13 protein-coding genes are annotated in these 13873 nt (G+C 54.1%); 5 read left to right on the forward strand and 8 right to left on the reverse strand.

Annotation, left to right across the window (positions count from 1 at the left end; translation table 11 throughout):
* The first annotated feature begins 8 nt into the window (after positions 1–8).
* Together D7X94_RS00560 and D7X94_RS00565 are read left to right on the forward strand one after the other, a co-directional pair.
* On the forward strand, positions 9–1184 hold the full coding sequence (locus tag D7X94_RS00560) for a radical SAM protein (protein WP_120425740.1): 1176 nt from the start codon (positions 9–11) through the stop codon (positions 1182–1184).
* A gap of 47 nt (positions 1185–1231) precedes the next feature.
* Positions 1232–2578 (forward strand): PglD-related sugar-binding protein, encoded by a 1347-nt coding sequence (locus tag D7X94_RS00565; RefSeq protein ID WP_120425741.1) that lies wholly within the window; start codon positions 1232–1234, stop codon positions 2576–2578.
* A 91-nt stretch (positions 2579–2669) separates the two neighbouring features.
* Here the strand turns inward: D7X94_RS00565 and D7X94_RS00570 are convergent, their stop codons facing one another.
* Both D7X94_RS00570 and D7X94_RS00575 read right to left on the reverse strand, forming a co-directional pair.
* A complete protein-coding gene (locus tag D7X94_RS00570) occupies positions 2670–4199 on the reverse strand; it encodes a serine hydrolase domain-containing protein (RefSeq protein ID WP_120425742.1) in 1530 nt (509 codons plus the stop codon).
* Positions 4200–4214: 15 nt separating this feature from the next.
* A complete protein-coding gene (locus D7X94_RS00575; RefSeq protein ID WP_120425743.1) occupies positions 4215–4757 on the reverse strand; it encodes a GNAT family N-acetyltransferase in 543 nt (180 codons plus the stop codon).
* A gap of 167 nt (positions 4758–4924) precedes the next feature.
* Here D7X94_RS00575 and eno point away from each other — a divergent pair, with 167 nt between their 5' ends.
* Both eno and D7X94_RS00585 read left to right on the forward strand, forming a co-directional pair.
* Entirely contained in the window at positions 4925–6154 is a 1230-nt protein-coding gene (eno, locus tag D7X94_RS00580) for a phosphopyruvate hydratase (RefSeq protein ID WP_120425744.1), read from the forward strand.
* Positions 6155–6587: 433 nt separating this feature from the next.
* Entirely contained in the window at positions 6588–7409 is an 822-nt protein-coding gene (locus D7X94_RS00585; protein ID WP_120425745.1) for a purine-nucleoside phosphorylase, read from the forward strand.
* Positions 7410–7595: 186 nt separating this feature from the next.
* Here the strand turns inward: D7X94_RS00585 and D7X94_RS00590 are convergent, their stop codons facing one another.
* The 6 genes from D7X94_RS00590 to D7X94_RS00615 form a co-directional block, all read right to left on the reverse strand.
* Positions 7596–7862: a hypothetical protein gene (locus tag D7X94_RS00590; protein WP_120425746.1), complete on the reverse strand. Its 267-nt coding sequence runs from the start codon at positions 7860–7862 to the stop codon at positions 7596–7598.
* Positions 7863–7970: 108 nt separating this feature from the next.
* The gene (locus D7X94_RS00595; protein ID WP_120425747.1) at positions 7971–8468 is read right to left on the reverse strand and encodes a hypothetical protein; all 498 of its coding nucleotides are present in this window, start codon (positions 8466–8468) and stop codon (positions 7971–7973) included.
* Positions 8465–9292, reverse strand: coding sequence for an ADP-ribosylglycohydrolase family protein (locus D7X94_RS00600; protein ID WP_120425748.1), 828 nt, complete (start codon positions 9290–9292; stop codon positions 8465–8467). The genes D7X94_RS00595 and D7X94_RS00600 overlap by 4 nt, the downstream gene beginning before the upstream one ends.
* Positions 9293–9499: 207 nt before the next feature.
* Complete coding sequence (locus tag D7X94_RS00605; protein WP_120425749.1) at positions 9500–9829, reverse strand: DUF1540 domain-containing protein; 330 nt, start codon at positions 9827–9829, stop codon at positions 9500–9502.
* A gap of 186 nt (positions 9830–10015) precedes the next feature.
* The gene (locus D7X94_RS00610) at positions 10016–11191 is read right to left on the reverse strand and encodes a DHHW family protein (RefSeq protein WP_120425750.1); all 1176 of its coding nucleotides are present in this window, start codon (positions 11189–11191) and stop codon (positions 10016–10018) included.
* Positions 11192–11503: 312 nt separating this feature from the next.
* Entirely contained in the window at positions 11504–12157 is a 654-nt protein-coding gene (locus D7X94_RS00615) for an energy-coupled thiamine transporter ThiT (RefSeq protein WP_158590836.1), read from the reverse strand.
* 470 nt (positions 12158–12627) lie between these two features.
* On the opposite strand from D7X94_RS00615, the gene D7X94_RS00620 reads away from it, so the two are divergent.
* Positions 12628–13722, forward strand: coding sequence for a LacI family DNA-binding transcriptional regulator (locus tag D7X94_RS00620; RefSeq protein ID WP_120425752.1), 1095 nt, complete (start codon positions 12628–12630; stop codon positions 13720–13722).
* The last annotated feature ends 151 nt before the right edge of the window (positions 13723–13873 follow it).

The following is a 13873-nucleotide window of genomic DNA, read 5'->3' on the forward strand; positions in this document are numbered from 1 at the left end:
TATTGATAATGGAAATATGTGAAGTAGAAAAGAAACTGCGAAATGCAATTTTAAAATTTCAGCCTAATTGTGGCTTAGGATTTCTGGTTCCTGTTGTGGAGCATTGCAATCTGAATTGCAGATCATGTGTTCATTGTGCGCCGTTGGTAAAAGAGAAATTTATGGATATAGCAGAATATGAGAAAGATCTGGCGCAGTTATCAGAGCTTTTTCATGGAGAAATGAATTATGTCTTGTTGATGGGAGGGGAGCCGTTGCCGCATCCGCAAATAAATGAATTTATGAGGGTGACTAGAGCTGCATTCCCAACGGGAATAATTGAAATTGTGACAAATGGTATTCTTTTGCCCGCTATGGGAGAAAAGTTTTGGCGTACCTGCCATAGCTGTAATGTGATCATTAGTCCAACAGAATATCCAATCAACTTTGATTATAATTATTGCTCTGAGATTGCAAGTCAATTCAATGTGAAGTACCAGTTCTATTTTTCTGGCAGCAAGAGAATGAGCAAGTGGTATCCGCTTTTTCCAAGCGCAGTGGGAGAGGCGCGAAGGTCTGCTCCAGAGCATTATTCTCGTTGTTCTATGGCAAATCAATGTGTTACTTTAAAAGAGGGTAAAATGTATCCCTGCACACCGGCTGCATTTGCCTACCATTTGAAAGAGTATTTCAAAATAGATTTGGCTTTGTCTCAGCGTGATGGGATTGATATCTATTCGGTGAAAACTGGAGATGAATTACTGGAAAAATTGGCAAGGCCGATTCCTTTTTGCAGCTTTTGTGATATTGTTGATCAGGATAAGGCGATCTCTTTTGAATGGGAGATATCAAAAAGGAATCCCTATGAGTGGCTTGGTTTTGAATTTTCGGAATTCGATATCCAATACCTGAAAGATAATAACTTAACTATATACATATTTGGAGCTGGCGAATGGGGGCGAAAGGCTGTTAAAAAGCTACGGGAAGCCGAAATTTCTGTAAAGGCGGTGCTGGCAACGCGGTTAAAGGGCAATAGAAATGAAATTGAAGGCGTACCAATTCTCCACATACACAGTTGCGGGGATGTAGAAAAGGACAGTGTCTGCCTTGTAGCAATAGAAAAGTACGAAATGAAAGAGGAAGTTTATCCTGTGCTTTCTGAAATGGGCTTTGGAGATGTAATTCCGGTCAGAATAAATTTTTGATCCAAGGAATTTGAATGTAAAGAACAATTTTTTGGAGGAACTGGCTGATGATGAGAAAGATTGCCATGTGTATTCCCATTTACAGGACATATGAGCTAGCGCAGGAGTTTTTAGAGAATTATTCAAAAAATTATCTTGAAACGGGCATTGACATCTACTATTATGATTCTACTCCCGACGACAGCGTAAAAAGTGTAATAGACAAATGGGTGGACAATGATAGAATATTCTATCTAAAAATGGATTCAAAATTGCATTCGTCTGAGAAAGTGTTTAAAATTTATCAAGGATATGGTCTGCAGTATGAGTATCAGTATATCTGGCTCTGCAATGATGGAATAAGATGCTCTAAGATGGCTTTAGAAACGATTTCATTACAATTAGCGGAGAACTACGATTTTATAGTATTGGACCCTTTATCAACATCAAGGACGGATCAGAATATAGAAAAAAACCAGAAAGTGTTCTATTCTCAGAGTGAATTTTTTGATAAATGCTTAGTTGCAACAAGGCTATATGGAGGAACGATCTTAAACGCTCGCACCATGTTGGCGGGGGTGGATTGGGAGCGTTACGAGTCGGCATACTTAAAGCAAGGGGAAACCATGATATGGCATGCCTATATGAGTTTCTATTTCCATCGAATTTTAGAACTTGAGACATTTTCTGCGGTGTATTTGCCATTTAGAAGCGATGGTATGAGAATTTCTGAACTAAAGGCAGATTCGCAGTGGACAAATGGATTCTTTTTTGTACTCTGTGAGGGACTGGTGCAAACGATAAGAGAGCTGCCGGATTGTTATCTCAATAAGCAGACGATCTGTGTCCGGAATACCGAGGAACTTTATTTTGACCGATTATCTACATTGATACGTGCTTATAGAAGAGACAACAGATACTCTTTGAAAGTGTTTTTACATTACTTTCAAGTATGGGACTGGGTTACCTCAATACCTAGATGGCAGCTTTTCCTGGCAGCGCTGGTGCCCAAGTGGACGGTCTCAGCGATTGGCGCTTACCATAAACGGATGGGTCAGCGGAAGCTGGAAAAGCTGTGCCGCACACATTCTCGAATCATACTTTATGGCGCGGGGGGATGCGGATATGTTTACTCCGACTATTTCAAGAAAATGGGAATGGACTATGAGGCATTCTGCGTCACGCGCCGAAAGCCGGGCAAATTCCAGTACTGCGGCCATCCAGTGTATGAGCTGGAAGAGTTGAAGTCGAATTTGAACAATGTTGGCTTCATCGTGGCGGTAGGAGGAAATTCTACTGGCGTTGTATTCCAAAACTTGCTTGCCCTGGTAGACCGCAAAGACATCTTTTTTGAGCCCAAATTCCAAGCGGAAATAAGATATGAGTGGGCGCGGGAAAAGAGAAAGAGCCGCTAAAAAGCTGATCAACTTCGACGAATGATGACAAAAAGAAAAAGCAGCAGGGTTAGGTTCGTTCCCCGGCAGCTTTTTCTTTCCTTTATCAGCTTTATTGATTAACTTCCCAGTACATTCGGGTCTTGGTATTCACGGAGCCTTCCGAGAGGGTGAACACCAGAGCGGGGGCAGGCAGATCCCCCAGGCCAACAGGTTCGGGGAGAGTTGATTCGTCGGTGATGGTGAGCTTGTCCCCGGCAAAATGAAGTAAGAGCCGCCGACCGGTGGCCATGCGGATATTGCGCAGCTGTACTTCCAGCACATCGCGGGACCGCCAGGAGGCGTTGGCGCCAAAAGGTATCCCATTGATCATGGCAGAGGCGAAATGTCCCTCCATGCCCAGGTCAATGACGGTTTCACCGCTGTCCTCGGAGGCAATCAGCTGAGCCGCGTTCTCCTCAAAACGGAAAGCCAGAGAATTCAGGCAGTTCCCCTTGGGCTCGAAGCTCCCCGCGCCGCCCACAATGTCCAGAACACCTGGCAGGGGCTGGTTGGGCACATAGACCGCCCCGTTAAGCGAGGCCTCCGCACCGGGGTTGCGCATTCCTAAAAGCGGGTTTAGCTCCAGCTTTTCCAAACGTTTTTGAAGCATGTGCTGGGCCTTGGGATCGTCCGGAAGAGGCGCGGCGGCAATTTGGGGCAGGAGCTTGTCCCAGATCGACTGGAGGACTCCTTGCAGCTTCAAAGAGGCGGACTGAATCACCAGGGCCGTGTGCTGTTTCGTCATCACCACGCCGAACTGGCCATAAGCGCCGTCTCCCCGGAACACGCCATCAGGAGCACAGCGCCAGAACTGGAAGCAATATCCGGCCTGCCAGTCTGGGTCGCCGCCCCAGCCGGCCCCGGCGTTCTCAATTTGCTTGGCGGTGGCCAAGTCAAACCACTCGGAGTTTAAGAGCTGCTTTTCCTCCCAGGCCCCCTTATTGGCAACGAACTGTACAAACCGGGCCATATCCTCCAAGGTCAGGAACATGCCCGCGCCCCCCATTTCTGTTCCATCAGGCAGGGGCTGGCAGAAAACCTCTCCGATGCCCAGAGGATCAAATAGCCGGGGCTTTAGGAACTGGGTGAGGGTGAGGCCGGTTTTCCGAGTAATGATCGCGCTAAGCATATTGGTGCCGGCAGTATTATAGAGGAAATGGGTGCCAGGCTCGTAGACAAAGGGATGGTGCATGAAGGTTTTGATCCAGCTGCTGTCACCGCCGGAGGCCCACTCAATCTCCGACTCGTGACCACAGCCCATCATCAGCAGGTGGCGTATCTGGCACTTTTGCAAATTTTCGCTGGGGTTTTCCGGAGCCTCCTGGGGAAACAGGTCCAGCAACCGGTCGTCCAAAGAGAGAATTCCCTCTTGCACAGCGAAGCCAATGGCGGTGGAAGTCAGGCTCTTACTGAAGGAGAACATGATGTGGGGCACATCCGGCCGGTAAGGAGCCCAAGAGCCCTCGGCACAGACCTTGCCATGGCGCAGGAGCATAAAGGAGTGCATCTCGATGCCCTGGCGGTAGAGCTCGTCCAGCAGGTCCAGCACGGCGGCGGAGGGGATGCCTACAGATTCGGGGCTGACACGGGTGAATTGCATGGTGATTACCTCTTTTCATAAATGTATTTCAGTTGGATTGAGCTTTGCGTACAGATAAGTGTCTTTCCAGACAGGCCGGCCCGCCTGGTCTTTTTGAAAATAGACATTCTGGCGGAGATGACCTTCCCGGAAAAGGCCCAAGGCCTCCAGGAGTCTCCAGGAACTCTCGTTCTGCGGGTCACATTCGGCGAAGATCCGGTGGATTCCCCCCGCGTAGGCGGCCTGCATCAGCGCCCGACAGCTCTCTGCCGCCAAGCCCTTTCCCCAGTACGCCCGGTTGAATACAAAGCCCAGTTCCAACGACTGAAAGTCCCGGCTTCCCAAGTAGACGTTTCCAATCATTTTGCCGGATTCCTTCAGCTCGGCGGCAATCATCTCCTCTGTGGAGACGCGCCACTCCAGATTTTTCTGAGCTTCTTCCAGGTTCATAGGTTCATAGGGCTCGAAAGCTACAGTTTCGGGGTCGGAAAGGTATTCAAAAAGATCTTGCAGGTCGCTGGGGCGGTATCGCCGAAGAATCAGCCGTTCCGTCTCCATGGCGGGGGTGACGAAGTCCATGGGGGACCCCTCCTATCTCTAGAATATATTTTTAAGATTGGCGGTTTTGCCTCCCTGTTCCAGGGAGCCATTTTATCTTTTTGAACTATATTAACTATACCACAGTTTATTTCCACTTGCAATGCGCAATACTAAAAATATGCTAAATACGGAAAGGTGGAACAGCTATGGTAAGAATTCAAAAAGTATATGGCTGCGAGATTCTGGACTCCCGGGGCAACCCCACGGTAAGCGCCACGGTGCAGCTCACAGATGGCACTATGGGCACTGCCGCTGCGCCCTCGGGGGCCTCCACGGGGAAGTTCGAGGCGGTGGAGCTGCGGGATGGGGACGACCGGCGCTATGGAGGCAAGGGCGTGCTCAAGGCTGTGCGCAATGTGAACGAGATTATCTCCCCGGCGCTGGAAAAGCTCCACTGCCTCACCGTGCGTGAGGTGGACAGCGTGTTGAAGAAGCTGGACGGCACCCCCAACAAGGCCCATCTGGGTGCCAACGCTACCCTGGCGGTTTCCCTGGCTTGCGCCCGAGCCATTGCCGCCCACTACCGGATGCCTTTGTATCGTTTTTTGGGAGGCGCGGCGGCCTATAAACTGCCGGTGCCCATGATGAATATTCTCAACGGCGGGGCCCACGCCAGCAACAACATCGACATCCAGGAGTTCATGATCGTGCCCACGGGGGCGGAGTGCTTTAAAGAAGGCCTGCGCTGGTGCAGCGAGATCTATCATGTTCTGGGAGCCCAGCTGAAGGCAAAGGGACTCTCCACCGGCGTGGGAGACGAGGGGGGATTTGCCCCGGACCTGAGCTCTGACGAGGAGGCCATCGAGGAGATCCTGAGAGCGGTGGAGAAGGCCGGGTATGGGGGCCGGGTCCAACTGGCCTTGGACGCGGCCGGCAGCGAGTGGGCCCAGGAGGACGGCAACTACCGCCTGCCCAAGCGGGGAAAAACCATGGATCCGGACGATCTGATGGAGTATTGGGAAGGGCTGATCGGCCGGTATCCCATCATCTCCATTGAGGATCCCCTGGGCGAGGAGGATTTTAAAAGCTGGACAGAGCTGACAAACCGCATTGGACACCGAGTCCAGCTGGTGGGGGATGATCTGTTCGTCACCAATATAGAGCGTTTGCAGCAGGGGATCGACCAGGGGGCGGGAAACGCCATTCTCATCAAGCCCAACCAGATCGGCACCCTGAGCGAAACCCTCCAGGCCATTGACCTGGCCCGGCGCAGTGGGTACAACACCATCATCTCCCACCGCTCCGGGGAGACGGAGGACACCTTCATCGCGGACCTGGCTGTGGCGGTGAACGCGGGGCAGATCAAGACCGGCGCCCCCTGCCGCACGGAACGGGTCGCCAAGTATAACCGCCTGCTGCGGATTGAGGAGTGCTGACCGGGAACGCGTTTTTGGGACGATGTTTACGGGGTCTCGCCTGCCGACTCGGTCGGTTCGCAGCTTGTCTGCCGCAGGCAGACGCTCACCCTCCACCCCGCCAAACTTTTACCCTGGTTAGCTTTAACGCACTCAGCCAGCCAGGGTAAAAGTTTCGTCCACCTTTTCAAAGGTGGCGAGGTGTGGAGCAGAGCTCCACGACCTTGCCGTAGGGCGCGACCGCTGCGCCCGTAGGCCTTCCATTACTTCAAAAAATATGCGTACGAGAGCTCCCCGATTGACAAACCCTGCAGGATCAAGTAAGATAGTAATAGTAAACGCACTTGAAAATCGGTGAATACCGATTTTCAAGCTAGGCGGCTATGCCACCGGGTTCAAAAGAGATATTCCACCTCTTTTGAACTGCGTTAACTATATAAAAGGGGGGACCGCTATGGGGATCATATGGGACCGGATTCAGCGCTGTGTGGAGGATATCCGGAAGGTGACGGACTTTCAGCCGGAGGCGGCTCTGGTGCTGGGTTCCGGCCTCGGGGGCTTCGCCGCCCGGATCCAGCCGGAGGCCCAGGTGAGCTATGGGGAGATTGAGGGATTTCCGGTTTCCACTGTGCCGGGGCATGAGGGCCGCTTTCTGTTCGGCTATGTGGACGGCCGCCCGGTGGCGGTGATGCAGGGCCGGGTACACTATTATGAGGGCTACTCCATGGAGGACGTGGTGCTGCCCATCCGGGTGCTGGGAGCCTTGGGGGCAAAAGAGCTGCTGCTTACCAACGCGGCCGGAGGGGTGAACGAAGCTCTTTCGCCCGGAGATTTGATGCTCCTCACCGGGCAGATCACCAGCTTTGTGCCCTCGCCCTTGATTGGCCCCAACGAGAACCAGCTGGGGCCCCGGTTTCCAGATATGACAGAGGTCTACTCCCAAACCTTGAGAAACCGGGCAAAAACAGCGGCGGAAGGGCTGGGGGCTCCCCTGAAAGAAGGGGTCTACCTGCAAACCACGGGTCCCAGCTATGAGACGCCGGAGGAGATCCGCATGTTCCGGCTGCTGGGGGCGGACGCGGTAGGGATGAGCACTGCCTGCGAAGCAATGGCGGCCCGACACATGGGCCTGAAGGTCTGCGGCATCAGCTGCATCACCAATATGGTGGCGGGAATCAGCTCCGTGCCTCTCACCCACCAGGAAGTGCAGAAGGCGGCCGACCAAGCGGCGGATCGCTTTCAAAAGCTGGTGTGGGAATATTTGCGCGCCCAATAGAAGCTCTGGAATGGGGCGGCGGTAAGAGCTGTTTTGTCTGACGAGAGCGGCACGGCATAAAGACGAAAAAGGACAAGCAAAAGCGATTGCTTCTTGCTTGTCCTTTTATGCATCCCGCAGCAGATGCTCTAGCGGGCTGCCGATTGCGCTTGCTTTCAGGCGGCTATCCGCCCCGGAACGCTCTAGTTACTCGTCCTCGGCTACGCCCTTCTTGTAGAGGTTAAAACGGAACAGCTTGGACTCATCCGCTTCTTTTTCGCACATAACAAAAGCCTCGGCGATTTTGCCACCCTCGATCAGGGCTGTAAGCCCTACCAGCTGGCAGAGTTTACTCTTCAGATTCAGCCGGTTGCCGTCCCGGGTCATGAGATAGACCTCGCCTTCACAGCTGTCCAGAACCTGCAGGAAGGACGGCACGTCAATGTCGTGTAGTTCCACCATTTTCGGGGACATTTGATCTCCTCCTTACATTTGGATACCTATGTAGGGCACTATTATAACACAGCTTCTGGAAAAAGGCAAGTCTCGAAAAAGAAGGGGACATGGACAGGCCGCAAAAGGCTATTTCCCGAAGATCCTCCCCAAAAGACCGGACTTTCCAAAAATTTTAACGCTTTTCAGCCAGGCGGGCTCGATCTTTTCCAGCACCACCTGGGGACAATCATACTGTCCTGGCTTTTTCTGGGTTTTTAGGTTTTCCAGCAGCTGGTTGTACTGGCGCACGGTGATTTCCTCGCAGTCTGGCCGCAGGACTTTATAATTACCCGGCCGGGTGAATTTGAACGCATAGAGAAAATCGGCCCATTCCGCATACTCGGTGAGATGGATGTATTTATCGGGTACTTCCAGAGTCAGCCGCACGGAACTGGAAACCTTACCGCCGGTGTTCTGTCTTTTCCCCTTCACCACAGCGAAAATCGGGCACTCGCAGTGCAGGCCGAGCATGTCGATCATGGCGTCGTATTCTCCCCGCAGAGACAAGTTTGGCTTAGCACGGTACACCTCGCCCGCTTTCAGCGTGCGCAGCACAAGTTTTGATTGATAGGTTTGCACAGTCATTCTTCGGTCACTCCTTTCGCCCTTTCCAGTTGGCTGGGCTTCTTGGTGGCCCAGTCGTAAAGATAAGTGTCAAAGTTGCCCAGACGGTTGGGCCGGATGAGAAACCGCCGCAGGAGGGCGTCCTCCTCCTGGCCGGTGCCGCCGTAAAAGGCGTCGGCAATCCCCCCGGCAATGCAGCCTACCGTATCCGTGTCGCAGCGCACGCTGTAGACGTTGCGGATGCAGCTTTCCCAATCCTCCGATTCCCAGAAGCATCGCAGAGCCAGGGGCATGGTGCCCATGGCGGTCACGTCAAATTTGCCAAAGGGACGGTACGTCAGAAGAGGGCGCAGCACGGTATATTTATACTTCTTGTGGATATAATATGCAATCTCCCGCTTACTGGCCCCTGTGCGGGCCATATAAACCGCTACGGCGGTAGCTTGCGCGGCCTTGATGCCCTCCGGGTGGTCGTGGGTGCAGCGGGAGCTGAGAGCCGCCTGAGCCTCCACCTCCTCCAGGGTCTGGAAATGCCAGCCGATATAGCTGACCCGCATGGCCGAGCCGTTTCCGTAGCTCTGATAGCCCCGGTCAGACTGGGCGTGAAGCCAATTTTTGAACATGGGCCCATAACCTGCCTGCATATACCGCCGCCCGAACTGCCGGTAGGCCAGATGATAGGGCGTTCCGGTAAGCACCGCGTATTTGGTGGCCACAGTAAGCACCGTATCATCGGTGTATTTGCTCATACCGGTGAACAGCTGTTCTGTTCGCCAGTTAAAATGCTCCGGCCGGGTAAACTCAAACCGCGAGCCCGCAATATCCCCCAAGATCGCCCCGTACATCCGGTCTGCCCCTTTCTCCCTCTTTTTTCTTATTCTAACATAAACGCGGGAGAATTTCCACCACAAAATAAAAAACAGGGAAAAGCCCGCTGGTAGGGTGCGGACAGGTTCAGGACTTTGCGGAAGGACAAAAGACAGCGGCACGGTGCTCAAAAATAGAGAAAAGCCGGGTCCAAAGACCCGGCAAAAGTCCCCTTGGCAAAAGGATTAGCCCTCCTGGAAGGTGCAGCATTCGGTGCCGCTTTTGCTGGTGGCGTCCTGGCAGCAGCAGCCTACGCAAACACATTCCGCCTCGCATTTGCAATTGTCATTATAAACGCAGTTGTGGGCCTTGCAGTCGATAGAGGTTTCCGGGGAAGGGGAGGAATAGCCGGAAACGGAGTTAGAGCTCCGCTGAGAGCGCTCCTCAAAGGATTCGCAGCAGGTCTGGCTGCTGCACCGGGCCCCGGGACCCTCCACCTTGATGCTGGGCAGGTCGCAGAGATTGTTGCTGTTGTGCAGGCAGGTGGTTACAGAACATTCCAGTCTGTTTTTCATGGCAAATACCTCGGCTCATAAAGATTTGTAAAACCGGTTTCAGCTTTACGGCCTTAGTCTGCCCGAAAAATTCACATTTATCATGAGCTTTTATCGTAAATGCGGTTCAAAAAAGACAGAATATCTTTTTTGAACCAAGCCGCGACGCGCGGTTACGATACGCCATGCCGGGAAAAGGCAGCGGCCTTAAAAGAGCCGATCCAGGTCCTCTACCCGGGCGTAGGTGTTGGCGGCCATGGTGCTGTTCAGGAAGAGCAGGTCCGTGATGCCGTTTTCCTGACAGAACCCTGGCAGATTGCCCTCAAAACTGCGAAAATCAATAGCGTACACCTGGTCGAAGCTGGCCGCCAGAAAGGCCCCGATAGCGTTGCCGTAGGACTCTTTTACCAGGGCCAGCCTTCGGCCGGTTTGGGCGCTCTCATTTACCACCCGCAGGCAGGGATTATCCCCCCACAGGAGCATACTGTAGCCCATAGAACTGTCGGTGCTGTTGATTCCCGCCAAGGGTGAAAAACTCTCTCCATCATAGGAGACCTCGGCGGTGTAGGGGAATCCAGGCTCATACAGCTCGATCTGCTCCGGGTGGGTCTCCAGGGAGCTGTCCCCAGTCATCTGGTATAGATAGCCCAGGAAGCCCGGATAGGAACTCTTGGTGAAGTCCGAGAGGGGGGCCGCCGGGACTCCCGCCTGGGAACAGAATACTTCATAGGCATAGTAGGCCCCCAGGGCGGTCCAGTGGGTGTCGGTGTTGAAGTAGATGGGCTCCTCCTTGTGCTGGTTCAGGGCGTCGTAGATGTCCACCGGGGTGACGCCGGAACCATAGCTCTGGTAGATGAAGGAGGTGTTCGCCCGCTGGGAGCCGCAGCCCAGGCCGTCCCGCAGGCGCTCCGGCAGGCCGAACTCGCTGTGGTTGGGCACCACCATATTGTACACCCGTACCCCCGGCAGCTTTTCGGCGTAGCCGGAGATGGCCTGGGCGTAGGGCTGGGCGGACTCGTCATAGCCGTAGAACAGCTCGAAGGCCATGTTGTTCCAGATGTACAAGCCCTCGGAGAGGTAGCCGTCCTCGCCGTTGTCCGGGATCGGGCCGGGGGTGGGCGTGGGCTCCGGGGTAGGCTCGGGGGTGGGCGTGGGAGGCGCCGTGGGGGTGGGCGTGGGAGGCGCCGTGGGGGTGGGCGTAGGCGCGGCGGTGGGCAGAGCTGTGGGAGCGGGCGTCTCTATGGCGGCTCTGCCGCCGGACCCCGGTTCAAATTTCTTCCACAGCAGAAACCCGGCGGCGACAAGTCCGGCCAGGACGATGAGAACGGCGGCGATGAGCCAGGGCGCGCGGGAGGGCTCCGGGGCGCGGTGTCTAGCGGGCATGAGGATTCCCCCTTTTACAGATGATATGGATTATTATATAGGAAATCGGGGGAAAAGGCAAGGGGTTTGGGGAGAAGGAGGCTGGTCCGCGGTTTTTTGGGGACGATGTTTTGGCCGCTGGCAGGGAGGGGCTTCGCCCCCTCCACCCCCACCACCTTTTGAAAAAGGTGGACGAAAACTTTACCCTGGTTGGCTGAGAGCGCCCGCACCCAGCTTGACAGAGTTTTGCGAAGCAAAACTCATGACACACCGCGAAACCTAGCCTGCTCATTTCGCCTCGCTTGGCGCGGTGTGCCGGAGGCCTCCCACTACTCAAAAAAATTTTTTCAGGATAAACTTCCCGGCGAACTGCATTACCAGAGCCGCCGCAAGGCATGTGATCAGGATTTCCGGGAGCATATAGGCGCCGTTATAGCAGATGGAATAGATGAGGGCCAGACTGTTCCCCGTGAGGCCCCCAAGGCCCGGGAAGAACCCGGCCACCAGCTCCTGCATGTAGTTCACCTCCATGAATTGCGCCCACAGCAGCCAGCCGGAGAGGATGGAGGAAATGTAGCGCAGCAGCATGGCCACAAGACAGCCCAGGGTGAAGGCGGCGGGGTCGTTCTGGATCCTGTTCCGGAAAATTCCGGCCAGGCCCAGCACGGAAAAGGCCAGGAGATAGTCTAAGAAGATGGAGCCCGCGATGGTGGCGCCGGAGATTCCCTTGAGCCCGTCCAGACCAAAGAGCAGTTGGAGCACGCTGAAGGTGAAGCCAGCCCCCAGGCCCCATCTGGTCCCGGCGCGGTAGGCGAAAAGCATCACGGGCAGCATGGAGCACAGGGTGACGGAGCCGCCCCAGGGCAGGTTCAGAAACTTTACAAAGGAGAGCGCGGTGCCCAGGGCGATGAGTACCCCGGCCAGCACCAGATTGTAGACCCCGGTTTTTTTGGTTGGCGCGGGAGAGGGATTGGTTGTGTTGTTCATATAAATTGTCCTTTCCAGAAAATTATTCTTTGAAAAATGAAAAGCGCCGCCTGGATTTTCTCCAGACGGCGCGCAGCGCATTTTCCGCAAAGGACAAGGGACTTTCCGGCCCCCGGAACGCCTGGCCCCGCTCCCCTGTTGAGAAAATGAAATGCTTCCTCCGTCGGTATGATCCGCATCAGGTTCGTAGGGTTTAAGCTCGAAGCTCCTCTCAGCCCGCACCGGGTTCGCTCCCGCTCTTCCACGCGGATCAACCATCGCTGGCGGATCGCGGCAAGAGTTTGCGAAGCAAACTCGGATACTTCATGGAACGCAGTTCCATGAACGTATAGGACACCCCTGCTTTTCACTTTTCGACATTCATTTTAAATCAAGAGAGAGGTTTTGTCAAGTTAGCCCTTGCATTTTGTCCCCGGATAGGGTATTATAAGTTTATAAAGAGTTTATAAACTTGCTGGGGTGTTTACCATATGAAAGCAAAAGACCTTGCAAAAAAACTAGGGGTTTCGCCCGCCACGATCTCTCTGGTGCTGAACAATAAGCCAGGAATCAGCGATTCTCTGCGGAAAAGCCTCCTGGAAAAGATACAGGAGCTGGGCCACGGGGAAATGCTCTGCCAGTCCTGCCGGGACGGCGTGGGGCCAGAGGCCAGGCCTGCGCCCCAGGAAAAGGAAAAGCCTGGGGGCTGTGCCTGCGATGTGATCGCCTATATCATTACCGATGACTTCTTCGCGGATCGGAACGATCCCTATAACTTTTTTTCCGGCGTGATGGCTGGTGTGGAGGCGGAGGCCTGGGAGAACGACTGCTGCCTGATGATGGTCCACAGAAACCGGTATAAAAACCTGAGCTTGGCCGAGCAGCTGCGGCGCACGGGAAATGTGGTGGGAGCGATTGTGCATCCCTGCCGGCTGACAAAAGAACTGGAACGGGATGTGGAGTCCAGCGGCATACCGTTTGTCTTTATGGATACATATACGTCAATCGGTTGGGAACCGCCCAGCGTATGCATCAGCAACCGGCAGGGGATTTTTAGTGTGGTAAATTACCTGAAGGAAATGGGGCATAAAGAGATCGGCTTTACATACAGCGGCTGGCAGGGCCAGGTGCGGGAGGACCGCAGGAAATGTTATCAGCAGGCTCTGAAGGAGCTGGGGCTGGAGGACCGGCCGGAATTCTACTTCTGCTCTGGCACAGGGGAGGACCTGTTTGAATATCAGCGGCTGGTGGAGGCTTTTCAGAGCGCCAAAGCGCTGCCCACGGCCTTGGTTTGCGAGAATGACCGGCAGGCCTGGCGGGCGGTGAAAGCCCTGAATCAAATTGGCAAGAAGGTGCCGGAGGACGTATCCGTCACGGGCTTTGACGATCAGCCCCTCTGCACCCAGATCAAGCCCAATCTCACCAGCGTACGCAATTCCCCCCAGCTGATGGGCCGGGAGTGTGTGCTTCTGCTGAAAAATCTGATCCGCCTTCGGGAGCTGGGCGAGAAGGACCCCTGGCTGCGCTATGAGCTGCCCGCCCGGCTGGTGGTGCGGGACAGTGTGAAAAACTTGAATGAAAAATAGGTAATAATGAATATACGTATTCTGGAATCGGGGAAAAGGTTTGTTCTCAGGGAAAATATTAACTTTTTTGTAACCCTTTTCGCCTTGACCTCAACTATAGAGGGGAGTATAATGCCAATTGGCCCGGTAAATCGTCTGAAAGCTGGGCGCT

This window comes from Acutalibacter sp. 1XD8-33, from assembly GCF_003612555.1.
In the GTDB taxonomy this organism is placed as follows: domain Bacteria; phylum Bacillota; class Clostridia; order Oscillospirales; family Acutalibacteraceae; genus Acutalibacter.